24 protein-coding genes and 1 tRNA gene are annotated in these 24640 nt (G+C 58.1%); 10 read left to right on the top strand and 15 right to left on the bottom strand.

Going from position 1 to position 24640, the window contains the following annotated elements; all coding sequences use genetic code 11:
• Positions 1 to 65: 65 nt before the first annotated feature.
• Positions 66 to 1001 (bottom strand): D-alanyl-D-alanine endopeptidase, encoded by a 936-nt coding sequence (pbpG, locus tag AO068_RS01750; protein ID WP_161936570.1) that lies wholly within the window; start codon positions 999 to 1001, stop codon positions 66 to 68.
• A 267-nt stretch (positions 1002 to 1268) separates the two neighbouring features.
• On the opposite strand from pbpG, the gene AO068_RS01745 reads away from it, so the two are divergent.
• Complete coding sequence (locus tag AO068_RS01745) at positions 1269 to 1829, top strand: hypothetical protein (protein ID WP_057442399.1); 561 nt, start codon at positions 1269 to 1271, stop codon at positions 1827 to 1829.
• Positions 1830 to 1925: 96 nt separating this feature from the next.
• On the opposite strand, the gene AO068_RS01740 is transcribed toward AO068_RS01745, so the two are convergent.
• Both AO068_RS01740 and AO068_RS01735 read right to left on the bottom strand, forming a co-directional pair.
• Complete coding sequence (locus AO068_RS01740) at positions 1926 to 2108, bottom strand: hypothetical protein (RefSeq protein WP_005743550.1); 183 nt, start codon at positions 2106 to 2108, stop codon at positions 1926 to 1928.
• 172 nt (positions 2109 to 2280) lie between these two features.
• Entirely contained in the window at positions 2281 to 2634 is a 354-nt protein-coding gene (locus tag AO068_RS01735; protein WP_058401443.1) for a hypothetical protein, read from the bottom strand.
• A 210-nt stretch (positions 2635 to 2844) separates the two neighbouring features.
• Between AO068_RS01735 and AO068_RS01730 the strand changes: the two genes are divergently transcribed.
• Positions 2845 to 3660 carry a shikimate 5-dehydrogenase gene (locus AO068_RS01730; protein ID WP_058407481.1) on the top strand — a complete coding sequence of 272 codons (816 nt, stop codon included), beginning with the start codon at positions 2845 to 2847 and terminating at the stop codon, positions 3658 to 3660.
• A 36-nt stretch (positions 3661 to 3696) separates the two neighbouring features.
• Here the strand turns inward: AO068_RS01730 and AO068_RS01725 are convergent, their stop codons facing one another.
• On the bottom strand, positions 3697 to 4359 hold the full coding sequence (locus AO068_RS01725) for a YceH family protein (protein ID WP_058407480.1): 663 nt from the start codon (positions 4357 to 4359) through the stop codon (positions 3697 to 3699).
• 154 nt (positions 4360 to 4513) lie between these two features.
• Between AO068_RS01725 and AO068_RS01720 the strand changes: the two genes are divergently transcribed.
• Positions 4514 to 5023: a DUF1993 domain-containing protein gene (locus AO068_RS01720; protein ID WP_002553619.1), complete on the top strand. Its 510-nt coding sequence runs from the start codon at positions 4514 to 4516 to the stop codon at positions 5021 to 5023.
• 210 nt (positions 5024 to 5233) lie between these two features.
• Complete coding sequence (locus tag AO068_RS01715; protein WP_058401446.1) at positions 5234 to 6388, top strand: MFS transporter; 1155 nt, start codon at positions 5234 to 5236, stop codon at positions 6386 to 6388.
• Here AO068_RS01715 and nhaR read toward each other — a convergent pair.
• Positions 6385 to 7287: a transcriptional activator NhaR gene (nhaR, locus tag AO068_RS01710; RefSeq protein ID WP_058401447.1), complete on the bottom strand. Its 903-nt coding sequence runs from the start codon at positions 7285 to 7287 to the stop codon at positions 6385 to 6387. The two genes, AO068_RS01715 and nhaR, sit on opposite strands and share 4 nt — an antisense overlap.
• Before the next feature lie 132 nt (positions 7288 to 7419).
• On the opposite strand from nhaR, the gene AO068_RS01705 reads away from it, so the two are divergent.
• Both AO068_RS01705 and AO068_RS01700 read left to right on the top strand, forming a co-directional pair.
• On the top strand, positions 7420 to 7656 hold the full coding sequence (locus tag AO068_RS01705) for a hypothetical protein (RefSeq protein ID WP_057422018.1): 237 nt from the start codon (positions 7420 to 7422) through the stop codon (positions 7654 to 7656).
• A 43-nt stretch (positions 7657 to 7699) separates the two neighbouring features.
• A complete protein-coding gene (locus AO068_RS01700; protein WP_058401449.1) occupies positions 7700 to 8458 on the top strand; it encodes a TerC family protein in 759 nt (252 codons plus the stop codon).
• Positions 8459 to 8547: 89 nt separating this feature from the next.
• On the opposite strand, the gene AO068_RS01695 is transcribed toward AO068_RS01700, so the two are convergent.
• Positions 8548 to 8730 (bottom strand): hypothetical protein, encoded by a 183-nt coding sequence (locus tag AO068_RS01695; protein WP_058401450.1) that lies wholly within the window; start codon positions 8728 to 8730, stop codon positions 8548 to 8550.
• A gap of 219 nt (positions 8731 to 8949) precedes the next feature.
• On the opposite strand from AO068_RS01695, the gene AO068_RS01690 reads away from it, so the two are divergent.
• Positions 8950 to 9645, top strand: coding sequence for a peptidase C39 family protein (locus AO068_RS01690; protein WP_058401566.1), 696 nt, complete (start codon positions 8950 to 8952; stop codon positions 9643 to 9645).
• 59 nt (positions 9646 to 9704) lie between these two features.
• On the opposite strand, the gene AO068_RS01685 is transcribed toward AO068_RS01690, so the two are convergent.
• A complete protein-coding gene (locus AO068_RS01685) occupies positions 9705 to 10988 on the bottom strand; it encodes an NAD(P)/FAD-dependent oxidoreductase (protein ID WP_058407479.1) in 1284 nt (427 codons plus the stop codon).
• 181 nt (positions 10989 to 11169) lie between these two features.
• Here AO068_RS01685 and AO068_RS01680 point away from each other — a divergent pair.
• Positions 11170 to 11246 (top strand) — tRNA-Val (locus AO068_RS01680).
• A gap of 440 nt (positions 11247 to 11686) precedes the next feature.
• On the opposite strand, the gene AO068_RS01675 is transcribed toward AO068_RS01680, so the two are convergent.
• The 3 genes from AO068_RS01675 to AO068_RS01665 form a co-directional block, all read right to left on the bottom strand.
• Entirely contained in the window at positions 11687 to 12748 is a 1062-nt protein-coding gene (locus tag AO068_RS01675) for an SDR family oxidoreductase (protein ID WP_058407478.1), read from the bottom strand.
• 118 nt (positions 12749 to 12866) lie between these two features.
• Positions 12867 to 13229, bottom strand: coding sequence for an NUDIX hydrolase (locus tag AO068_RS01670; RefSeq protein ID WP_058407477.1), 363 nt, complete (start codon positions 13227 to 13229; stop codon positions 12867 to 12869).
• Between the two features lie 307 nt (positions 13230 to 13536).
• Entirely contained in the window at positions 13537 to 14613 is a 1077-nt protein-coding gene (locus tag AO068_RS01665) for an NAD(P)-dependent alcohol dehydrogenase (RefSeq protein ID WP_058407476.1), read from the bottom strand.
• Positions 14614 to 14875: 262 nt separating this feature from the next.
• Here AO068_RS01665 and AO068_RS01660 point away from each other — a divergent pair, with 262 nt between their 5' ends.
• Together AO068_RS01660 and AO068_RS01655 are read left to right on the top strand one after the other, a co-directional pair.
• Positions 14876 to 17758 carry a bifunctional diguanylate cyclase/phosphodiesterase gene (locus AO068_RS01660; protein ID WP_058407475.1) on the top strand — a complete coding sequence of 961 codons (2883 nt, stop codon included), beginning with the start codon at positions 14876 to 14878 and terminating at the stop codon, positions 17756 to 17758.
• Between the two features lie 178 nt (positions 17759 to 17936).
• On the top strand, positions 17937 to 18491 hold the full coding sequence (locus AO068_RS01655) for a hypothetical protein (protein ID WP_044343996.1): 555 nt from the start codon (positions 17937 to 17939) through the stop codon (positions 18489 to 18491).
• Between the two features lie 221 nt (positions 18492 to 18712).
• On the opposite strand, the gene AO068_RS01650 is transcribed toward AO068_RS01655, so the two are convergent.
• From AO068_RS01650 to AO068_RS01630, 5 genes are read right to left on the bottom strand one after another with little or no spacing between them, the layout of a single operon-like run.
• Entirely contained in the window at positions 18713 to 19651 is a 939-nt protein-coding gene (locus AO068_RS01650; RefSeq protein WP_058407474.1) for a carbohydrate kinase family protein, read from the bottom strand.
• Positions 19652 to 19673: 22 nt separating this feature from the next.
• Complete coding sequence (xylB, locus tag AO068_RS01645) at positions 19674 to 21155, bottom strand: xylulokinase (protein ID WP_058407473.1); 1482 nt, start codon at positions 21153 to 21155, stop codon at positions 19674 to 19676.
• 9 nt (positions 21156 to 21164) lie between these two features.
• The gene (locus tag AO068_RS01640; protein ID WP_058407472.1) at positions 21165 to 22646 is read right to left on the bottom strand and encodes a mannitol dehydrogenase family protein; all 1482 of its coding nucleotides are present in this window, start codon (positions 22644 to 22646) and stop codon (positions 21165 to 21167) included.
• A gap of 17 nt (positions 22647 to 22663) precedes the next feature.
• Entirely contained in the window at positions 22664 to 23770 is a 1107-nt protein-coding gene (locus AO068_RS01635; RefSeq protein WP_058407471.1) for an ABC transporter ATP-binding protein, read from the bottom strand.
• A 30-nt stretch (positions 23771 to 23800) separates the two neighbouring features.
• Complete coding sequence (locus AO068_RS01630) at positions 23801 to 24634, bottom strand: carbohydrate ABC transporter permease (RefSeq protein WP_002553633.1); 834 nt, start codon at positions 24632 to 24634, stop codon at positions 23801 to 23803.
• Positions 24635 to 24640: the final 6 nt, after the last annotated feature.

The following is a 24640-nucleotide window of genomic DNA, read 5'->3' as shown; positions in this document are numbered from 1 at the left end:
CAACGGGTAAATAGAAACGGTCGCGATGTGCAAGCATCGCGACCGTTTTTCGTTGCCAGCGTGACTCAGTCTCTGGCTTGAATACCGGTCTGTCTCATGACCAGATTCTTTTCCTTCTTGTACTGTAGGGCCACTTCGGGCGCTGGGCCGCTCTGGCCGGTTTCCATCCACTTGCGTATGCGGCTGGCGTCGGCAAAGTGCGTGTACTTGCCGAACGCATCGAGAATCACCACTGAAACCGGGCGGTTGGCCATGCTGGTCAGCAGCACTAGGCAGTGACCGGCCTGGTTGGTAAAGCCGGTCTTGGTCAGCTTGATGTCCCAGTTATCCTTGCGCACCAGATGATCGGTGTTGCTGAAACCGAGGGTGTAGGTCGGTTTGCGGAAGGTCACGGTCTTCTGCTCGGTGGTGCTCAGTTCACTGAGCAGCGGGTATTTGCGCGCCGCCATCACCAGCTTGGTGAGGTCGCGCGCGGTCGACACGTTGTACACCGACAGGCCGGTGGGTTCGACGTAGGCCGTGTGCTTCATGCCCAGCGCCTTGGCCTTGGCGTTCATCGCCAGAATGAACGCCGGATAGCCGCCCGGATAGCTGTGCGCCAGGCTGGCCGCCGCGCGGTTTTCCGAGGACATCAGGGTGATCAGCAACATGTCGCGGCGGTTCATTTCGCTGCCGAGTTTAACCCGGGAGAAGACACCTTTCATTTCCGGGGTCTGGGAGATATTGACCGGTATGACTTCGTCCATCGATTGTTTGGCATCAAGGACTACCATCGCGGTCATCAGTTTGGTGACTGAGGCAATGGGCACAATCACGTCCGGGTTGCTGGAGTACAGGACCTTGTCGGTTTGCAGGTCGATGACCATTGCGCTGCCTGAGGCGAGGTGCAGATTGGAAGGATCACGATTCAGAACAGCGGATTCGTTTGCCAGCGTGGTAGTGGAAAGCGCCGGGCCGGTAAGTACAAATAATAGGCCCAGAAGAGACAGACGAATTTTCAAGAGCAAGGCTCACTCGATAAAGGTGGTAATGGAAGGGATCGCGTCAAAACGCTGCATTTTATGAGCAGACTTTGCGGTATGTCGATGGGTGTCGTAGGGCGTTTCATTAATAAATGCAGGAAATGGGATTTCGTTAAGTTGCGGTTAAGTGGCTTTTTGCTTTCAAAGCTGTTTAAAACCGAACCACAATTGAATAGTCGTGGTGTGAAAGGCCTGCACCGATTAGCATTCCATGCCATTCAGGTCACCGATTCAAGGAGTCATGCAATGCTCAAGGGGTTTGTCAGCAAGGATTACGCGGTACTGGTGATCATCGCTTCGCTGGTTGTCATCCTGCTGCTGGGTGTCGGCTTTACATCGCGCCCCAGTGACTGGGCAGGCTGGATGCAGGCCATCGGCCTGATCGTGGGCTTGATGGTTGCCGTGGCTGTACCCGCCATTCAGCGCAAGCAGGAAGCGGAGCAGGCTCGCAAGCAGATACGCGACCGCGAAGTAGGCTATGCCCGGCGCATGCAGTATCTGTGTGGCGAATTGAGCGAATTGCAGGGCCGTATCAGTCTCAATCTGACGCATCTACGCGCCACTGACCGGCACAGCTTGAAATACACGTTGCAGGATTACCTGCATCGTTTGTTCGAGTCTCACAAACAGGACCTGAACGATGATCGCGTGGTGCTGGCTCACGAGTTGCGTCAGGTTGCCAATGACCTGATCGATGAACTCGACAGTGGTCGTACCGATCGTGTGGTGTTCATGGCACTGGAAAAGCGCCTGCAGAAGCTGGCGCATCGTTGTCAGGTCAATGCCGCTATGGCCGAGCGCGGCTGAGGCGGATCGTCTGCTTTCCCTGGCTCAAAAAAAGCCCGCCTTCAAAGAGGCGGGCAAGGGGATGTGCGGAGCAACGCACGAGGTTCGCAGAAAAAATCAGCTGTTGAGGGGCTGGCACTGCATTTGCCGGGACAACTCTTCGGCGACAGGCAAAGACGCCAGAGGGCCGCTGACCGGCTCGCCATCCTGAATCAGGTACCAGCAGGCCAGCAGACCTCGCTCTCTGAGTGGCGCTGGAACTGCACTTCCGACGACGGACATGATGTGTACCTTGGTCATAACTGCCTCCTCAATCCATGCCGCTACTGTAGAGGCTGATCGGGAAAGGTAGAAATCGACACTCTCAATAGTGGTCATTGATAACAACGAGGGTCGGGCACATTGCATTGGCAGGGGATAGTGTGAGCACACCAATGAAAAACCCGCCTGAAGAGGCGGGTTTTTTGTTCGATTACCAGCGGCCGCGTGGCGGGTAGTAATAGCCCGGGCCTGGTGGTGGCCCGTAGCGATGGTAGTAGCCTGGCGGTGGAGGCGGTGGGTAGCGCTCGACAACCTGGTAGACCGGGGCCGGCTGATAATAGACCGGTGGTGGTGCGTAGTAGACCGGCTGTTGTTGCACATAAACCGGCTCGCGCTCTACGTACACGGTTCTATCGCGACTTGAAGATACCGCCGCCCCGACAACGGCAGCGCCTACGATAGCACCTACCACGGCAGGGCCACCCCAGCCACGGTCAGCATTCGCCTGGCCAGCAAGGGCCAGGGCACCTACAAACAAGGCGATCTTGGGGATTTGACGAATCATGATTGTTCCTCGCTCTCAACCCGTTGTCGCGCGCCTGCATCACTCTCAAGCACTGCCACGGGATAACACTATGACATCGAAATTGTAAGAATCTGCGAAAGTGCTGAGTAAATTTTATGTAAGGTGTGCGGCGCGTGTCCTCGCGTTCACTGGTGCGTAGCATACGCTTTTATCGAATATTCAAGCCATTACCGTCTGGAGGAAACCCGTATGCCCATTACTGCAAACAGAGACACATTGTTGTGCATGTCCATGGCCGCCCGTCCCGGCAACTTTGGTGTGCGTTTCCACAATCATCTTTATCAGCAGTTGGGCCTTAACTTCTATTACAAGACCTTCTCACCCAATGACCTTGCCGCTGCCGTGGCGGGTATCCGGTCGCTGGGGATACGTGGCAGTGCGGTTTCGATGCCATTCAAGGAAGCCTGCATTGAACTGGTCGACGAACTTGATGCTTCCGCCGCCGCCATCCAGTCGATCAATACCATCGTCAACACCGACGGGCATTTGAAGGCGTTCAATACGGATTACATCGCGGTTGCGCAACTCATGGAGAGCCACGCCGTCCCTCGCAGCGCATTTGCCCTGCGCGGCAGCGGGGGCATGGCCAAGGCGGTTGCGTTCGCGTTGCGCGATGCGGGTTTCACCGATGGGCTGATCGTGGCCCGCAATGAGCAGGCCGGTCAAAGCCTGGCCGAGGCGTGTGGCTTTCGCTGGCAGGCGGAGCTGGGAAGCGTGCGACCACCTTTGCTGGTCAACGTCACGCCGCTAGGCATGCAAGGTGCCCAGGCTGACGAGTTGTCGTTTGACTTGCAGGCCATCGATGCGGCCGAGACGATTTTCGACGTGGTGGCCACCCCGGCCGAAACGCCGCTGATCCAGGCTGCCCGCCGCCTGGGCAAGCGCGTCGTGAGCGGCGATGAAGTCGCGGCGATCCAGGCACTGGAGCAGTTTGTGCTGTATACCGGCGTCCGCCCGACCGATGAGCAGTATCAACAGGCTGCGGCGTTCGCCAGAGCCGGATAGTGGTGGCCTGCGCACAGAGTCGGACGGGGGCGGGCATCACTCCAGTCTGGCAAGACGCTCTTCAAGGGCTGCGACGCGTGCTTCCAGCTCATCAAGACGCTGGCTTGCAGCCGGGTTTGCTGCGTTACGCTCAGGCGCTTGCTGGCGGGCTGCAAGCAGCTCCTGCAGATCCTCCGGATCGCCCAGCAGGTGCATGTAACGATCTTCCCGTTGGCCGGACTGACGGGGTACGAGCATCGCCAGGCCTCTGGCGATGAGCCGTTCCAGTTGATGGACGAGCTGTTCGCTGTCCTCGAAATCGTGCATGCGGTGACTGCGCGTGAGCAGTTCGCTGACGGTCTGCGGGCCGCGCAGCAGCAATAAGCCGGTCAGTATCACCTGCGCAGGGACCAGCTCAACGGTCTTGTCGACCCGGTGCTCCCAGCGATCAGCGCGACTGCCCATCACCAGGCGCGTCAGGCCGCGGCTCTCAAGAGCGCGCAGGCTCTGACCGACCTGGCCTTGAGTCAGGTTCATGACCGGATCGCGACTGGTCTTCTGGTTACAGGCAAGCACCAGTGCATTAAGGGTCAGCGGGTAGGTTTCCGGGTTGGTCGCCTGTTTCTCGATCAGGCAGCCCAGAACACGCACTTCAGTGTTGTTGAGTTGCAGGGCCTCGGCATTCGGGGAGGATTCGGAGGACGGCGATTCAATGGACATGACGCTTCCCTGAGTGATGGCGGTGGATCAGCGTAGGGCGTGGCGCATATTATTGCCAGTGTCTGTTGCGCTGATCTGCAGGGTCGCTGAAAAGTGTCACGGTGTTTGCCGTCAGGTGGGTCTATAATTGCGCCTTTCTCAATCAGGATATGTCATGTCTATCTCCCTGTACGCCGCTTCCATTCCTGTCTTTCAGCAAATGCTCAATGCGCTGAGCGATGTTCTGACCAAGGCTGAAGCCTACGCGACCGAGAAGAAAATCCAGCCGCCAGCGCTGCTGCAGGCGCGTCTGTTCCCGGACATGTTGCCTTTTACCCGTCAGGTGCAGATTGCCGTCGATTTTGCCAAGGGTGCTTCGGCCCGCCTGGCAGGCGTCGAGATCCCGCAATACGATGACACCGAAACCACCTTCGCCGAACTGCAGGCACTGCTTGCCAAGACGCTTGCGTTCATAGGCAGCATCACGCCCGAACAGGTCGACGGCAAGGAGGGTATCGAAATCGTCCTGCGCCCCGGCACTGAAAAGGAAAAGCGTCTGAACGGTCAGGCTTATCTGCTCAGCTACGCCTTGCCGCAGTTCTTCTTCCACGTCACCACCGCTTACGACCTGCTGCGCCATAACGGCGTTGAAATCGGCAAGCGCGACTTCATGGGCAAGTTCTGATTCTGAAACGTGCGGGGCTGAAGCCTCGCTGATGTTCTCGTCCCTTGCCGTTATGCGCAAATCCAACTGACTATCGTGCCAATGCTCCGCATTGGCATGCATTGGCTGACGCAGAGCGTCACGAAATGCATTGCCACGCGGAGCGTGGCAACGAGAGTTGTTGGGGTGTCAGCCCTGTTTTTCGGGCTGTAGTGTTGTTCTGGAGTATTCATGTTGTTGCCCATACTTCTGTTGTCGGCCGCCGGTTTTACCGTGCTGACCACAGAATTCGTCATTGTCGGTCTTTTGCCTGCGGTTGCCCGCGATCTGGATGTCACGGTTTCGCAAGCGGGGCTGCTGGTCACCCTGTTCGCATTCACGGTTGCAGCTTTCGGTCCCTTTCTGACTGCCTACTTCTCGCGTTTCGAGCGCAAGCGTCTGTTTATCAGCATCCTTGTGCTGTTCGGCTTTTCAAATGTACTGGCAGCGCTGGCACCCAATATTGCCGTGATGGGGCTGGCGCGGCTGATTCCTGCGTTGGGGCTGCCGGTGTTCTGGGCACTGGCCAGTGAGACCGCCGTGGACATCGTCGGGCCGCAGTTCGCTGGTCGGGCGATTGCCAGAATCGGTTTCGGCATCGTTTGCGCCACTGTGTTCGGCATTCCCATCGGCACCCTGATTTCCGATGCTTTCGGCTGGCGCAGTGCGTTTTTGGTGCTCGCCGGCCTGGCATTTGCCAAGGCACTGTTGCTGGCGGTCTATCTGCCACGGACGGCGGCGAAGAAAAACCCGGTGTCGATCCTCAACCAGTTCGGCATTTTGCGCAGCCGGATGATGCAGGGGCATGTGCTGCTGTCGGTACTGGTATTCAGCGGCATGTTCACCGCCTACACCTATCTGGCGGACATGCTGGAGCGTCTCGCCGGGTTCGACGGCAGCCTGGTGGGCTGGTGCCTGATGGGGTTTGGCGCGGTCGGCTTGCTCGGAAACTCGCTGGGCGGGCGCATGGTTGACCGGCATCCGCTGATTGCCAGCCTGGTATTCTGCGCCTTCATGGTAGTCGGCATGGTCGCTGTGGTGCCCAGCATTCATTCGGTGTTCGCCTTACCAGTCGCGCTGGCAATATGGGGTATCACCCAGGCCGCCTTGTTTCTGGTCAGCCATGTCCGGTTGATCAAGGCCGCACCGCAAGCACCTGCGTTCGCTGCGTCACTGAACATCGCCGGAGCAAACCTTGGCATCGGCATCGGGGCGATGATCGGCGGCAGGGTCATTGATCATCTCGGTCTGGGTAACGTCGGTTTCGCCGCCGCTGGCATTATCGTTCTTGCGATTGTGCTGGCAGTGCTGCTGATCAGACGTGATCCCGGCCCGCTTGCCGCCTAACCTGCGTCGGTAAACAGCTGGTTTCGTGCGCTTTCGGCGATGGCGACAACGCCGGGGTGTTTGACCTTGCGCTCCACGGTGATGGCGTAGAATGATTCGGTCACCGCATCCGTGTGGCCTATCACTTGTACGCCATACTGGCTCTGCACCTCATCGGCGATGACGCTGGGCGCAACAAAGACACCGCTGCCGGATTTGCCAAACGCCTTCATCAACGCGCTGTCATCAAACTCGCCGATGATACGCGGCTGGATGCTCTGTTCGGCAAACCAGCGCATCAGCCTGCCGCGAACGACGGTTTCCTGGCCTGGAATCAACAGCGGCGCACCGTGCATGCACTGTGGAAAGCCACTTCCGATACGTTCTGCCACTTCACGGGTCGCAAAAAAACTGACCCCGCATTCTCCCAGTTTCTGGCTGTAGCCCTTGATATCCAGGTGCTGCGGCATGGGGCTGTCCGAGATCACCAGGTCCAGACGCTGGATTGCCAGGTCTGCCAGCAGCCTTTCCAGCTTGTCTTCCCGGCAGGTGATGCGAATGGATTCACTGAGGTTCATGGTCGGGGCAATCAGCCGGTACACGATGGACTTGGGCACCACATCAGCTACCCCGATGCGCAACAGCAGTTGCTGTTCATCGGGCTGCGAGCGCAGCAGGTTTTCCAGATCATTGCCCAACTGAAACATCTGTTCGGCGTAAGGCAGGGCCAGGCGACCCGCTTCAGTCATTTCAAGTTGCCGGCCTACGCGCTGGAACAGATCGACACCCAGGGACGCCTCCAGCAGGCTGATCTGCCCGCTGACGGTCTGCGCGGTGAGATTCAACTGCTCGCAGGCGCGCACGATGCTCCCGGTTTTGGCTACCACCCAGAAGTAATGAAGCTGACGGTAATTGAGCATGATTTCTGCCGATTCGGTAAAACCGAAGTATAAGTCTTATAAAATCGAATTTTCCGTATGTTTCAAAATGTCTAGAATCCGTTTCCAACGCCGGGCTGAACACGCCGCCCGGCCTTGCTTACCGAGGAAGCCATGAATAAACCCCTTTACGCTGCACTGCTGGGCTGCTCGCTGCTGGTAATGGCTGGATGCGATCAGATAGAGTCATCCACCAAGCATGTGGTGAATGCTGCAGCCGACACTGCAAAACAGGCGATTGACGAAACCCATCAAGCCGCAACCAAGGCGATTGATGAGGCAAAACAGGAACTTTCGGTGCAGCAGCCACCACAAAGCTCGGCTGAAACCGAAAGCAAGACCGATAAATAAATCTGACTTACAACTAATATTGGCTCAGGCAGGGCAGTGATCTATGGAATACCTATTGGAACTCGCAACAAGTCCGGCAGCCTGGATCGCGCTGGCAACACTGGTGGTCATGGAAGTCGTATTGGGTATCGATAACCTGATCTTCATCTCGATCATCACCAACAAGCTCCCTGAGCACCAACGAGAAAAGGCGCGCAAACTGGGTATCGGTATGGCGCTGGTGATGCGCCTGGGCTTGCTCAGCACCGTGGCGTACATCGTGCAACTGACAGAGCCGGTATTCGAGGTGTTCGGTCAGGCGTTCTCGTGGAAGGACATGATCCTGATCGCCGGTGGCCTGTTCCTGGTCTGGAAAGCGACGACGGAAATTCACCACAGCATGGACGTCAAGACCGAGGAAGAGAAAGCCCTGGGTTCGGTCGTGGCATTGAGCATGAGCGCGGCCATCGTGCAGATCCTTATGCTGGATCTGGTGTTCTCCATCGACAGTATCATCACTGCCGTGGGCATGACCGAACACTTGCCGATCATGGTCATTGCTGTAATCACTGCCGTCGTCGTGATGCTTGTTGCTGCAAACCCGCTGGCGAAGTTCATCAACGAAAACCCGACGGTGGTCATGCTGGCCCTGGGCTTCCTGATCATGATCGGTATGACGCTGATCGCCGAAGGCTTTGGCGCTCATGTGCCCAAGGGCTACATCTACGCTGCCATGACCTTCTCGGCAGCCATTGAAGGCCTGAACATGCTGGTACGCAGAGCAAGACGCAAAAAGGCTGCTGCTCAGGTTTCCGCGCACTGATAGCAGGCCAGGCTNCGACCCGGGTAAACCGGGTCGACCTTTTTGCATTTTCACTGCCGACAACTGTATCCGAGCGGCACAACGAACTATCAGCTGGCCACAGCAGCGGGTACTTTGACAGCCTTTACCAGGCTCGGCCGTTTTGCCGCAGGTGGCGCTGCACTGCGCGGCTGGTGATGGCGACGGGATATGCGCATCACGCCCCACAGCATGGCGCTGGCTACGGCAAGCCACGAAGCGAGCAGCATCACGATTGTCAGTTCCAGGCTCATAAGTGCCTCCACATTCCTGCTTTTGTTGCGGTCTTGATAACTGACAGTCTAGTACGAGGCATGTTTCGGTTAATTGACCAGTGGCGCAGGGCTATGAACTATTTTCTCCATTCGGCCCGATGAGCCGCAGTGCCTGACTATACCCTGAACTCCCAGAGCTCTATGATCGGTGTCCAGGCCGGGTCGTGGGTTGCCCGGCGTCAGTTGAAGCGAGTGAACATCTTGTCGGTCTCTTTCTATTCCGGTACTGCCGGTGCATTACGTTCATGGCTGGTTTTAGCCTTGCTCATGGGTCTTGTCGGCTGTTCTTCAATGGTCACGCCCGAGATGAAACGCCTTCCGGACCGGGTCGAACTGACGTCGGTGCCGTTCTTCCGGGGTAACGCCTACCAGAGCGGGCCAATGGTGCTGGCAAGCATGCTGGCCAACCAACAGGTACAGACCACGCCCGGCTTGCTCGACAAGCCGCTGCAACTGCCAGGTGCCGAAGACCGCCTCGAACAGAATATTCAGAAGGTTGCGCGGGAATACGGCTTCATGGTCTATCCGCTTGATGGCCAATTACAGGACCTGCTGACTCAGGTGTCGGCGGGCTATCCGGTCATGCTGCGCTTTGCCCAGGGTTCTGCACTGTGGAAAGGCCCGCGTTATGCCGTGTTGATCGGTTACAACCGGGTAAAGGAGACCGTGTTGTTGAATGCGGGCATGGATCGTCGCTATTCAATGAGTTTCAGCAGCTTCACATCGGCGTGGAAAGAGGCCGGCAGTTGGGCGGTGCTGGTTCAGTCGCCCCGGCAGCTGCCCGCCAATGTCGATCAGCAGCGCTGGTTGCAGGCTGCTGAAGCTTTATCGAAGTCCGGACAGGAGCAGGCGGCGGGCGAGGCGAAACGAACGCTGGCACGCGGCGTTAAATGAAATAAACGCGGCACAAACAAAAACGGCACCGATAAGGTGCCGTTTTACTGTCAGCGAAGTTAAAAACCCAGCCGGTCACGCAGGCTGTAATACCAGGCGCCCAACGCGGTAAGCGGGGTGCGCAGCATCTGTCCGCCGGGGAAAGGATAGTGGGGCAGGTCGGCGAACGCATCAAAGCGCTCTGCCTGACCGCGCAACGCCTCGGCCAGAACCTTGCCCGCCAGATGCGTATAAGTCACGCCATGTCCACTGCAGCCCTGCGAGTAATAGATGTTGTCGCCAAGTCTGCCAACCTGGGGCAGGCGAGACAGGGTCAGCAGGAAGTTGCCGGTCCATGCGTAGTCGATCTTCACATCCTTGAGTTGTGGAAATGCCTTGAGCATCTTCGGCCGGATGATGGCTTCGATGTTGGCCGGATCTCTGGCACCGTAGACCACGCCGCCGCCGAAGATCAGGCGTTTGTCGGCGCTGAGGCGGTAGTAATCCAGCAGGTAATTGCAATCCTCGACGCAGTAATCCTGCGGCAGAAGTGTTTTAGCCAGTTCATCACTCAGCGGCTCTGTGGTGATCACCTGAGTGCCACAAGGCATCGACTTGGCAGCCAGTTCCGGAACCAGGTTGCCCAGATAGGCGTTGCCAGCCACGATGATGAATTTCGCGCGGACCTTGCCTTGCGCGGTATGGACCACAGGGTTGGCACCGCGCTCGATGCGAATGGCCGCCGACTGCTCGTAAATCGTGCCGCCCAGGGTTTCAACTGCGGCCGCCTCACCCAGCGCCAGATTGAGCGGGTGAATATGGCCGCCAGTCATGTCCAGCAACCCGCCAATGTATTGATCACAGGCAACGACTTCGTTGATCCGGCGCTTGTCCATCAGCTCAAGGCCAGTGTGGCCATAACGTTCCCACAGCCGCTGCTGGGCTTCCAGATGCGCCAGTTGCTTGCCGGTCAGCGCTGCAAATACACCGCCATCCTTCAGGTCGCACTGAATACCGTAACGCGAAACCCGGTCGCGAATGATGGATGCGCCCTCAAAGGCCATCTGCCCCAGCAACTGCGCCTGGTTTGGCCCGACGGTTCGCTCGATCACATCAATGTCACGGCTGTAGCTATTGACGATCTGCCCACCATTACGCCCAGACGCGCCAAAGCCGACTTTTGCCGCTTCCAGCACCGTGACCCGGAATCCATTCTCCAGCAGGAACAGCGCACTCGACAGGCCTGTATAGCCAGCGCCGATGACGCACACGTCGGTCTCGACTTCACCCTGCGACGCCGGGCGTTCCGGGGCTGCATTGGCTGAAGCGGCATAGTAGGACTGCGGATAGGGCGTATTTGCCATCCTGAGACTCCGTTTAATATTCTTGACGATGTGGCGATCGTACCCGAGAACCAAAAGCTCTGCCAGCAACAGGCAAAAAGAGTCACTTCCCGTCAACGGGTAAAAAACGCTGTAATTCATAGGCTTAGAGAAAAAATAGGTTGACAGGTATCTGGATATCCGTAGAATGCCGACCCACAGCAGGCACGTAGCTCAGTTGGTTAGAGCACCACCTTGACATGGTGGGGGTCGTTGGTTCGAGTCCAATCGCGCCTACCAGATTTAGAGCACCACCTTGACATGGTGGGGGTCGTTGGTTCGAGTCCAATCGCGCCTACCAGATAAAATCCGCTCTGCTGGGCGGTAAGAAAAGGGTCAGCCGAAAGGCTGGCCCTTTTTTGTTTCCGGGTGCAGAACTTCAGGGTAAAAATTTCGCGTATTCAGAGAGTTACTGCAAAAAAGAATTTGACAGGCATTTGAATATCCGTAGAATGCCGACCCACAGCAGGCACGTAGCTCACAACCAATCTCGTGGTGGATGACATGGTGGGGGTCGTTGGTTCGAGTCCAATCGCGCCTACCAGACAAAATCCGCTCTGCTGGGCGGTAAGAAAAGGGTCAATCGAGAGGTTGACCCTTTTTTGTTGCGTCTGTTTCGCTCGAAGCAAATGCCCGCTCTTGTGCCAACGCAGAGCCTTGGCACAAGAGGGCAAGCAGCTTCAGGGGATCAGTCGATCACGGCGCAGCTTTTCAAATACCTCGAAAAACGCATCGTCACTCGCCTGAAACGCCGTGAAGCCCAGTTTGCGACTTTTCGACATATCCGTAACCACTTCGATCGGGCGACCCAGGTCGGCGTCAGTGTGCCACGGCGAAATCAGGCGGCTGATATCACCTTCCTTGAGTTGGTGCTCGCGGACAAGATCGGTCCAGGCTGCCTGATCATTGGCCATTTGCGTTTCCAGCGGGGCAGGCTGGGTCGGGAACTCGGCGGGCTGCAGGCCGAAGTACTCGGCAATCTGCCCCCACATCCAGCTCCAGCGGAATACGTCGCCATTGGTGATATTGAACGCCTGATTGGCCGCAGCAGGCGTCGTGGCGGCCCACAATTGCTGATGGGCCAACTGACGTGCATCGGTCATGTCGGTCAGACTGTCCCACTGCACACGCGAGCCCGGGAACACGAAGGGCCGGCCGGTTGCCTTGCAGATCGAGGCATAGACGGCGAGGGTGGTCGCCATGTTCATCGCGTTGCCGACGGCGACACCTGTCACGGTGTGCGGGCGATGGACGCTCCAGGTAAAACCGTCCTTCTTGGCGGCAGCGAAAACTTCATCTTCTTGCGCGTAATAGAAGTTCTCGATATCCAGGCGCGCTTGCGTTTCCCTGAACGGCGTCTGTGGCAGCGTGCCTTTGCCGTAGGCTTCGAACGGACCAAGGTAATGTTTGAGCCCGGTGACCAGCGCAACATGTTTCACACTGCCAGCGGGGCGTACAGCGTCCAGCACATTGCGCACCATCGCAGCATTGACGCGGATGTTCTCTGCTTCAGTGGCCTGACGCGACCATGTGGTGATGAAAACGTGGGTGGGTTTCAAATCAGCCAGGGCCGCACTGACGGACTCCGGGTTCTGCAGGTCTGCAGCCACCGGAATTACGCCGGGCCGCGCTGACGGGCTACGGGAGAGTGCGGCAACCTGCCAATCGTTTTCCAGTAACAACTGTGTGATTGCACTGCCGACAATGCCACTTGCGCCAACAACCAGGGCGGTCTGAGTCATAGGGGATCTCCTGAGACGGGGATGAAGGTAATGAACCGTCTGCTCTCTCAGAACAGCTTCAGGCCTGACCGTTCAACCCGATCTGGCTGATCACCCTTTGGCGTTGCGCCAGATGCTCTCAGGCCCGCTGGGCATACGACTTGACGATGGTCTTGGTCGCACTGCTGGCCTTCAAGTCTGCGAGTTTCTTCGGAGCCAGCCATTTGCAGGCGGCAATCTCATTCTGCGGCGAAGGCTCGCTTGAGGCCGGGACCTGCGTAGTGAATACGTAGTGAGTAACCTGATCTTTCTCATAGACCTCGAGGTAGAGCAGATCAAGGTTTGTCAGGCCTGTTTCTTCGCATAATTCGCGCATGGCGGCCTGAGCGGGCGTTTCACCGGCCTCGATCTTGCCACCTGGCAATGCCCAGCGCGATTTTGGTTTGCGCACGTAGAGGACCTGGCCGTCGCGTTTGCAGATGACTGTCGCTCGTTGTTTCATGATTCGTTCACCTGTTAAAACGTCCGTTGACATGAGTATCTGCAAGGACTTCGTGAACTTGAGACCCAAAGGCAGTCAGTGATAGTCACTAAAATGTAATAAATAGTTCATTTTTCTGGCCGGGACAAGCTCATGCCAGCGTGAGCCAGGCGCAAGTGTCGGCTTAAAGCGGTTGCCGACACTTGCAGTGAGTATGAGTATCAGTAGGTTATTGTCTGTAGTCAGTTCATGCCTTGCGACGTACGGCATGTCTGTGCGCGCAGCCGTCCTTGGCAGCGCTAGGCTCTTCAGGTGCATTCAGCCCGCATCATGCGGCGTTTGAGTCAGCAGAAATTTCCTGCTTGAGGCTGGCCATGTCGATGACGAAACGATATTTCACGTCGCCTTTGAGCATCCGCTCGTAAGCCTCGTTGATGTCCTGCATGGCGATCATTTCAATGTCTGAAACGATGCCGTGTTCGGCGCAGAAATCCAGCATTTCCTGGGTTTCCTGGATGCCGCCGATCAACGAGCCTGCCAGACTGCGGCGTTTGAAGATCAAATTGAAGACTGCCGGTGACGGGTGCGGTTCTGCCGGTGCGCCGACCAGCGTCATGGTGCCGTCACGCTTGAGAAGGGACAGAAATGCATCCAGATCATGCGGTGCTGCGACTGTATTGAGGATGAAGTCCAGGCTATTGGTCTGAGCTGCCATCTGTGCCGCATCTTTGGATACAACAACTTCGTCGGCACCCAGCCGCAAGCCATCTTCACGCTTGTCGGGCGATGTGGTGAACAGCACCACATGAGCGCCCATGGCGTGGGCGATCTTGACGCCCATGTGGCCGAGCCCTCCGAGCCCGACAATGCCCACTTTTTTGCCCGGGCCGACCTTCCAGTGGCGCAATGGCGAGTACGTGGTGATACCTGCGCACAACAGCGGCGCGACGGCGGCCAGATTGGCGTCGTGAGAGATGCGCAGGACGAACTTCTCCTTGACCACGATCTTGTCGGAGTAGCCGCCGAAGGTGTTCTCGCCGCCAAATACCGGGCCGTTGTAGGTGCCTGTGAAGCCGCTCTCGCAATATTGCTCGTCACCCTCTGCGCAGGGTGTACATTGCTGGCAACTGTCTACCATGCAGCCGACACCCGCGAGGTCGCCGACCTTGAAATGTTTGACGTCTGCACCGACTGCCGTTACCCGGCCAACGATTTCGTGGCCTGGAACCGAAGGATAGAGTGTGTTGTGCCACTCATTGCGTGCGGTATGCAGGTCCGAGTGACAAACGCCGCAGTAGAGAATGTCGATCTGAACGTCTTCGGCACCGGGTGAGCGGCGTTCGAACTGATACGGTTTGAGCACTTCCTGAGCAGACTGCGCTGCGTAACTGTAAGTCTTGACCATGACTGTCACCTGTTCAGTGGGGGGATGTGTAACGCCGCGAGCAAGCATAGCCGAGCTCTGCTCATTTGCCTTGCCGGTCGCGAAACACCTGAATCTGACCCGTATGGCAGCCGGGTAGTGCCCTACGTCACATGGATGTCATCTGACAGGCAAAGGGTCTGCCAAAAAGGTATGAACTTTGCAACAATGCGGCAGCACACTTGTTACCTTTGGTCATGGTTTTTAAAGATGACCGCCGTCGGCTCATGCATCTGGTGTTTCCATGACAGTCTCACATCTGGCCACGGGTATATGCCCGAGCGTAGCGTTCAGTCCAGACACCACGTTGGCTGCCAACCATGACAGATTCGCCAGTCACGCGCCCATCGACGCACTTTTGAGCGCTGCACGGGAACAGATACCGGATATCGCCTGGGCGGCCTACGCTGCAGGCGAGCTGAAATGTCTGCTCGGGCAGGGCGACCCTGCAGTCGTCTGGCCTGCGCACATCGCTGCTGAAGACTTCGACGCATACTGTGCTCAATTGCAGCTCCATCGCAGAATCGCCGGGCAGGGCGAGGGCGTGCTGGGCTGGGTGCTGGCGCCAATGGCCGAAAAAGACCATCCCGTGCTGGTGGATCTGGCTGCCAGGCTGGGCTCACTGTTGCAGACCGCTGCGTTGATCCGGGCGCAGAACACCCAGCGGGTTCTTTATGAAATCAGCCTGCTGGCCAGTTCCACGCTGGATCGCGGAGCTTTTCTGCAAGGCATTCACGAGCAGCTGGGTGCGCTGATCGATGCCGAGAACTTCTACGTCGCACTGTATGACCAGCAAAGCCGCAAGATCACTTACCCGTATTACATCGACCGTTTCGATGACGAAGCGATGGCGCACGAGACGTTCGAATTCATCGACGCCGATCGAATGTCGCTCACCGGGTATGTCTTGAGTACCGGACAACCCTTGTTTCTGGAAGCTGCGTGTATTGAGCGGGCAAAAGCCGACGGTCGTTTTTTCTGGGTGGGGCGTCTGCCGGAGTTCTGGATGGGCGCGCCCTTGAAAAACGCCTCGGACGAAGTATTCGGCATGGTCGCGATGCAGGTCTATGACGTGTCCCGCGTCTACAGTGCTCAGGATCGCGTGTTGTTTTCCGTGGTGTCGCGGCATGTGGCGATGGCCTTGGACCGGCTGTTGCGGCGTACCGACCTGGAGCAGATCGTGGCACTGCGCACGCAACAGCTTTCGGCAGCCAACGACGCCCTGCGCCAGGAAGTGCGCGACCGTGAACGCGCCGAGCACTTGCAGAGTGCTCTGTTCCAGATTGCCGAGCTTTCCAGCCAGCCGGGCGATATGAATGAGCTGTTTCGCAGCCTGCACATGATTGTCGGCGAGCTGCTGGTAGCACTCAATTTCTACATCGCCCTTTACGACAGCGCTACAGGCGAAGTGACCTTTCCTTATTACATCGACGAATTCCAGCCCACGCCGCCACGTTCACGGCGTGGGCAGCGCGGCTTTACCGAGTATGTGATAGGCCAGCGGCGACCGTGCCTGATCGATTACGACGATGCCCGCAGGCTGGAAAGCCTGGGCGAAATCGAGGTGCAAAAAAATACCGGTCGTTCTTCTTCCTGGCTGGGCATTCCGCTGTTCGATGGCGAGCAAGTGCGCGGCGTGCTGGTGGTGCAAAGCTATTCGAAGGATGTCAGCTATACCTTGCGTGATCAGGACTTGCTGACCTTTGTCTCTCGCCACATCGACACGGCACTGTCCCGCCGCAGCGCGGCAGAAGCGATCCATACCGCCAATGTGCTCCTGGAAGCCCGGGTTCGCGACCGGACCCGGGAGCTGGACCAGGCCAACGCCAGGTTGCAGCATGAAAACTCCCACGACTCGTTGACCGGGTTGCCCAACCGCAGTCACTTGCAACATCGCCTGAAACAGGCGTGGCAGGACTTTTGCGTGCACGGCCAGCAGCTGATTGTCATGTTCATCGATCTGGATCGCTTCAAGATGATCAATGACAGCCTTGGCCACCACTGCGGCGATATCCTCCTGGTGCAGGCCGCCGAGCGGCTGCGCAGTTGCATGCGTGAAGGGGATCTGCTGGCCAGGCTTGGAGGTGACGAATTTGCGGTGCTGAGCATCGATACGCCGTTGCAGACCGGTACGGACATAGCTCAGCGGATCCTGGCCGCGTTCGAGCAGCCGTTCGTGATCGACGATCACAGCGTCTTTTCTTCCTGCAGTATTGGCGTGGTGGGTGCCGACAGCCGCTTTCATCAGGAGCCGGCTGATCTCTTGCGCGATGCCGACACCGCCATGTACCGGGTCAAAAATGGCGGGCGCGACAGTTTCGCGGTGTTCAATCAGGCTCTGCGTCGGGAGGTTTCGGATCAGGTCGAACAAGAGGGTGCGTTGCGCACGGCCCTGAAGCGTAGCGATCAACTGATCCCCTATTTTCAGCCGGTCATCTGTGTCAGGACCGGAGAGTTGCTGGCGTTTGAAGCCCTGATCCGCTGGCGCATGCCGGATGGACGGATCGTCGGGCCGGAAAGCTTTTTGCCCGCGCTGGAGGGGTTGCGCCTGATTGGCCGGCTGGATATCTACATGCTCAAATGTGTAGTGAACATCCTGGCCCAACCCGAGAACGGCCACTGGCCGCCAGTGCATGTGAACTGCTCCAGCTACAGCATCACCCGTCCGGCATTCGCTGCAGAAGTGCTGGCGATGCTAGCTGAACAGAATGTTGCGCCCTGGCGTCTGTGTCTGGAGCTTACAGAGGGGGCTCTGGTGGCCGACCCCGAGCAGGCACGCCTGTCAATGAAGCAACTGGCCGAGCAGGGCATGTCGGTCATGCTGGACGATTTTGGCGCGGGGTTTTCTTCGCTCAGCTATGTGCATCAATACCATTTCAGCGGCTTGAAAATCGACAAGTCGTTTATCTTCGGACTGGCCTCCAGCGTACGCAGCCGGGCCATCGTGCGGGCCATCGTACGCATGGCCGAATCCCTTGATCTGAACGTCGTCGCCGAAGGTGTCGAAGATCTGGAAACACTCGAGCTGCTGCGCGAGATCGGCGCGACCCAGGCGCAGGGTTACTACTTCTCTGAACCGTTGCCGATCGAGCTGTTGAACGTCAATACCGGTCGTGCGGCAGGCTGAAAGCGGCCTGTGTCGGTGAATGTTTGCCGCAAACGGCAGAACGTATGGGTTTTTTTGACAGTGCTGATCCTGAGATTCTGAATTTAAGGTTTAAAAATCAGTAGCTTATGAATTTATTGCGCACTTGGCACTGGACTTGCTGTTGAACCTGCGCAACAGGTTCCTCAGGAGGTGAAAGATGATTATTGGCACGAGTGCGCTTGAGCAGCTTGTTTCCCGGGCTGTGGTTGGGCGCAAAACCGTAGATGAGGTGTCTCAGGACGCATTCAGCTCGGTTGCCGCCGCTGGCCTGACATCAGGTTCGGCACCGGTTACCACGCCGGTCAGCAATTCAACATCGCAAGACAGCAAGCAGGACAACAGCGGTTACAACGAATCCTTCGCGCGGATGATGATCAACCTCAAGTCTGCCGGTGATTCGTCACTGTCGGAAAAGACGGCTGATCGCGACAACGGTGTCATCGGTTCAGTGGCCAGCGCCACCAGCACCACTGACACTGCATCGACGGGTTCGGTAGAACAGAAGTTCATGGACTCTCTGAAGCAGACAGCCGAAGAGAAAGTGCGCGAGAAGCTGACGGGCGTCACCCAGAAAGACTACGACGCCATGGCACCTCAGGACCAACTGGCCATTGACCAGAAAGTCCAGGACGCGCTCAAGGACAAGCAGAACAACGTTGCGGATGACATCAACACCCGCATCAGAGGTATCAAGGCCGGGATGGTGGCTTGACCAGGCAGTGGGTTCAGTTGCTTGTTCGGCGACTGTAATGGCTCTTTCGTGAGCAAGCTCACTCCCACAAATGGAATGCTTTCCAAATGGGAGTGAATCCTGAAACTTCTCCCGCTTGGAACAGGTTCGGAATGTGGGAGTGAGCTTGCTCACGAAGACTTTATTTCATGCGTTACATGTTGCGGATGTACCGCTGTTTTTGTTTCTCGTCGAAAACTGAATCACCCCAACTGATGCCGATACGGCAGATCCGGCCCGACCTTTGTGCAGGTCAGCGCCGCTGCGCCGACGGCAAAATTCAGCATCTCGTCCAGTGTTTCCCGTGACAGTGTCGACAAGCCTTCTGGCGTATCGAGCTGACGCTCGCTGAGGAAGGTCAGCAGCGCCGCCTGAAAAGTATCCCCGGCCCCGACGGTATCGGCGGTGACCACCGTTTTTGCCGGCACTGACCAAGTACCATGCTGCCGGGTAAAGACGCTGGCACCTTGCGTGCCGCGGGTGACGATGACCAGTTGCGTACGCTTGCCGAGCCAGCCTTCGGCGATTTTTTGTGGATCGCTGTCCGGGTACAACAGGTGCAGGTCTTCGTCACTGACCTTGATCAGGTGCGCATGTTCGGCGAACGTAGCGACCTGGCTGCGCCAGCGCTGAATGTCCGGTGCCGGGTTGAGGCGCACGTTGGGGTCCAGTGAAATCAGGCGCGTCGCACTTTCGCGGGCGACCAGCGCCAGCAGTGTGTCGGCAATCGGCTGCACCACCAGCGAAAACGAGCCGACGTGAATGCCGCGTACCTGCGCATCGAGTTCCGACAGATGTTCAAGGCGCAACTGCCGGTCCGCGCAGCCGTCGCCGCGAAAGCTGTAAGTCGGCGAGCCATCGCTGCCCACGGCGACCATGGCCAGTGTCGTGGGCGCGTCGAAGTCGATCAGGTGATCGGTATTGACCGTTTCCTTTTCCAGCACGGCACGCAGCCGACGACCCAGGTAATCGGTGGACAGCCCGGCAAGAAAGCTGGCTTCCACACCCAGACGGCGCAGTCCGATCGCAACGTTGAACGGCGAGCCGCCAGCAATCGCATCGAACCCCAATCTGTTCAGGGAACCGCTGTCATCAGCGCGGGTGAAAATATCGAACAGTGCTTCGCCACAAACCAGAAACATAAGTGCTCCATGAAAAAACGGTTCAAACCTTGCGCAGTTGCGCCTGATAACGCTGATAGACCTGCTGATAGGCGGCCACATTATGCACCACGGGGTGCGTCTCACTGCTTTGATCAAGGCTCACACAGCGTTCGCACAGTTGTTGCAGGTCCTCAGCCTTGCCGTGGGCATGCGACCAGCACCATGCGGCCTGAATGGCCGCGCCCAGCGCGGCGGCTTCTGCGTGGTCGGTGCAGATCACCGGAGTGTCCATGATGTCAGCCACGATCTGCCGCCATACTGCACTTTTGGAACCGCCGCCAATCAGGCGGATTTTCTCGCTTTTGATGCCGCTGTCGCGCAGCAGGTCCAATCCGTAGCGAAGGCCGAAGGTGGTGCCTTCGACCACGGCGCGGGACAGGTTGGCCTGGGTCAGATTGGTGCTGTCCAGGCCGACGATGCTGCCGGTAGCATCGGGCAGGGCGGGCACGCGTTCGCCGTTCAGAAAAGGCAATATCAGCACGCCTTCGGCCCCTATTGGCGCTTGGGCGACGGCCTGGTTGAACCCGACGATATCCAGAGCGAACAATTCACGAATAGCCGTGGTCGCATTGGTCAGGTTCATGGTGCAGATCAATGGCAACCAGCCACCGGAGGATGAGCAGAAGGTAGCGACCGACTCATGCTCGCTGACCCGCGCCTCATCGGCGTAGGCATAGACAGTGCCTGACGAGCCCAGGCTCATGGTGATCAGACCGGGCTGGATATTGCCCGTGCCAATGGCGCCCATCATGTTGTCGCCGCCACCACTGGACACCAGTGCGGCGGGGTTCAGGTCCAGCAATCGGGCGATTTCAGGACGCAGCACGCCAACCGCTTCGTGTGCTTGCACCAATTGCGGCAGCGCCTTGCCCAGACGGCCGCTCGGGTCGATGTGCGCGAGCAGCGGCAGGTCCCATTCACGGGTGCGCACATTGAAATAACCGGTGCCCGATGCATCTCCGAATTCAGTGCAGCAGCGGCCGGTCAGCCAATAGTTGAGGTAGTCGTGGGGCAGCAGCACCTTGTCTATGCGCTCAAACAGCTGCGGGTACTGCTCCTTGGTCCACAGCAGTTTGGACACGGTATAGCCCGGCGCAATGACCAGGCCAAGGCGTTGCAGAGAACCCTGCGCGCCGCCCAGGTAATCCAGCAAGCGCTGGTTTTCCGGGGCCGATTCAGTGTCGCACCACAGTTTGGCCGGGCGCAGCACCTCACCTTGAGCATCGAGTAGCACCAGACCATGTTGCTGGCCCGATACGCCGATGCCGAGAATCTGCTGTCCCGACACACCCGATTGCGCCAAAGCATCGCGGGTGGCCTGTTGCAGCGCGTTCAGCCATTGCCCGACGTCCTGCTCGCGGCGGCCGTTATGGTCGCTGATCAGGCCATGCGAGGCCGAACCCTCGCCCAGTACAGTACCGCGTTCGGTATCGAGCACCAGCACCTTGGTGCCTTGGGTGCCGCAGTCAATTCCAAGAAACATGGGCGCACCTCAAAGGCGGTTGGCCAGAAGTTTTTCCAGCGTGCCGCTGACGCCCAGCGTGCGCAGGTCATTGAGGTTCTGCTCGAACGCTGCGACGAACTCGGCTGATTTCGGAATGGCAACGCCAAATATTTCCTCAACCTGCAACAGCCGCTGGGTAATCAGCGCGTCGTCGGCCACCAGTGCCTGACAGAAATCGGCGCGTGGGTCGGGAATTTTGTAGGTCGTGCCGTTCTCGTCGACACCCTTCAGATACAGCGCCCACGCGGCGACCACCAGCGAGGCGCGTTCGAAATTACCCTGATCGACGATCAGACGATTGATCGTCGGAATAGTGAACTTGGGAAATTTGGACGAACCGTCCGAACAGACCCGTTCCAGCTGATCAGCGATCGCCTGGTTGGAAAAACGCTCGATCAGTGTGTCTTTATAGCCTTCCAGGTCGATGCCCGGCACCGACGCCAGCTGCGGCGTGACGTCGAGGTCCATGTAAGCGCGGATGTAGCGTACGAACAGCGGGTCATTCATGGTTTCGTGGACAAAGCGATAACCCTTGAGAAAGCCCAGATAGGTCAGGGCAAGGTGGCTGCCGTTGAGCAGCTTGATCTTCATTTCCTCGTAGGGTGTTACATCATCGGTGAACTGCACGCCGACCTTTTCCCAGGCTGGGCGACCGTTGACGAACTTGTCTTCCAGCACCCATTGCACGAACGGTTCGCAGACCACCGGCCAGGCGTCGTCGATGTGCTTTTCGTCCGCCAGCTTTAGTCGGTGAGCAGCGCTGGTCATGGGTGTGATGCGGTCGACCATTGCGTTGGGGAAGCTGACGTTGTGTTTGATCCAGTCATGCAGATCGGCATCGCGCAAGGTGGCAAACGCCAGCAACGCCTTGCGAGTGACTGCGCCATTGTGCGGCAGGTTATCGCAGGACATCAGGGTAAAGGCTGGCGTACCTTCGGCGCGGCGGCGCGCCAATGCGGCGCAGAGGAAGCCGAATACCGTCCTGGGCTGGTCCGGGTTTGCCAGGTCGTGCTGGATCTGTGGCAGATGCGCCATGAACTGGCCATTGCTGTCGTCGATGCAATAGCCGCCTTCGGTGATGGTCAGCGAGACGATGCGGATGTCCGGGCTGGCCAGCTTGTCGATCAACGCCTGCGGGCTGTCTTCGGCCAGCAGCATGCCGCTAATCGAGGCAATCACGCGGGTTTCGGTATCTGGCGTGTCGCCCAGTTCGTAGAGCGTGTACAGATAGTCCTGCTGCGCCAGTGCGTCACGTACGGCTTTGTCTTCAGGGCGCAGACCGACGCCGCAGATGCTCCATTCAAAGCCTTCGCCGCTGTTCATCAGTGCATCGGTGTAAAACGCCTGATGCGCCCGATGGAAGCCGCCAACGCCGATATGGGCAATGCCCTGACGGGTGCTTTCGACGGTGTAGGCGGGCAGGGCAATGTCGGCGTCCAGTCGGGACAGATTGTTTTTGCTCAGTTTCATGAAGGGCTCTCCGGAACTCAGGCGGCGACAGTCTGCAAGGCTTTGGCAATCACCAGACCTTGAGCGTCGAACAGGTGGCATTGGGCACTGTCCAGGTGCAGGTTCAGCGTCTCGCCGTACTGGCTGGCCAGGTCGCCACGAATACGCATGGTCAGCGCCTCGCCCGAGCGGGTGCGCACATGGCAATAGGTGTCGCTGCCGAGGCGTTCGCTGACATCGGCGATAACCTGCAACTGGCAATCGCTGTTCTGGGCAAGATTCAGGTGTTCCGGGCGAATGCCCAGCGTCACGGGTGCTCCGACACTCAACCCTGCGCCGTTGACCGGCAGGCTGATGCGGGTTCCGGCATCCAGTTCGACTTCACAGCTGGCGTTGTCCATTCGACTGATCTTGCCCTTGAGGAAGCCCATTTTCGGCGTGCCGAGAAAGCCTGCGACAAACAGATTGGCAGGGTGGTGATAAAGCTCCAGCGGCGAGCCGACCTGCTCGACCTTGCCGCCGTTGAGCACCACCACCTTGTCGGCCAGGGTCATGGCCTCAACCTGATCGTGGGTCACATAAATCATCGTGGCCTGCAGCTCTTTGTGCAGGCGCGACAGCTCCAGGCGGGTTTGCACGCGCAACGCGGCGTCGAGGTTGGACAGTGGTTCGTCGAAGAGAAAAATCTTCGGATTGCGCACGATGGCCCGACCAATCGCAACACGTTGGCGCTGACCGCCGGACAATTGCTTGGGCTTGCGTTCCAGCAACGGGCCGAGCTCCAGAATACGCGCGGCTTCATCGACCTTCTTCTTGATCTCGGCCTTGTCGCCACCCGCCAGGTCCAGCGCGAATGACAGGTTCTTGCCTACCGTCATATGCGGGTAAAGCGCGTAGGTCTGGAACACCATCGCCAGATCGCGCTTGGCCGGCGTGACCTGGGTAATGTCGCGGCCATCGAGTTCGATGGTCCCCGAGGTGACTTCCTCCAGCCCGGCGATGAGTCGCAGCAGGGTGGATTTGCCGCAGCCCGAAGGCCCGACGAAGACCACGAACTCGCGGTCATTCACGTCCAGATCGATACCCTTGATGATTTGATGACCATCAAAGCCTTTTTGCAGGTTGCGGATGCTCAGGTTAGCCATGTTGGATTCCTTCTTGTTCTTGGGGTCGGGCTATTTGACAGCGCCGAACGACAGGCCGCGAACCAGTTGTTTCTGACTGATCCAGCCGAAAATCAGAATGGGCGCACACGCCAGGGTCGAGACCGCCGACAGCTTGGCCCAGAACAGCCCTTCGGGACTGGAGTAGGAGGCGATCAGTGCCGTCAACGGTGCTGCTGCGGATGAGGTCAGGTTCAGTGACCAGAACGCTTCGTTCCAGCACAGGATCAGCGATAGCAGTGCTGTGGAAGCCAGCCCGCCCTTGCAGATCGGCATCAGCACGCGAAAGATCTCCTGGCGGGTGCTGGCACCGTCCAGCCGTGAGGCCTCGAGGATCTCGCCGGGAATATCCTTGAAATAGGTGTAGATCATCCAGACCACGATCGGCAGGTTGATCAGCGTGTAGATGATGATCAGCGCCAGCCGCGAATCCAGCAGGCCAAAGGTCTTGGCCAGCAGGTAGATCGGCATCAGCACGCCCACTGGCGGCAGCATCTTGGTCGAGAGCATCCACAGCAGGGTGCTTTTGGTGCGTTTGGTTTCGAAGAACGCCATGGAATACGCCGCAGGAATGGCGATCAGCATGGCCAGGGCGGTGGCGCTGAAGGAAATCAGCACCGAGTTCCAGGCAAAGTGAAAGTAATCGCTGCGTTCCTGAATGTGCAGGTAGTTTTCCAGCGTCGGGGTAAAGAACAATTGCGGCGGCGTCGCAAATGCGTCGATCTCGGTCTTGAAGCTGGTCAGCACCATCCAGAAGATCGGAAAAAACACCAGCGCAGCGATCAGCCAGGACAGGCTCCCGAGCAGCAGGCTTTGCAGGCGGCGTGATTGTTTGAGGGTCATCATGGCAAG

The sequence above is a fragment of the Pseudomonas sp. ICMP 3272 genome (genome assembly GCF_001466905.1).
Classification (GTDB): Bacteria; Pseudomonadota; Gammaproteobacteria; order Pseudomonadales; family Pseudomonadaceae; genus Aquipseudomonas; species Aquipseudomonas amygdali.
This window is presented reverse-complemented; position numbering and strand designations above follow the sequence as displayed.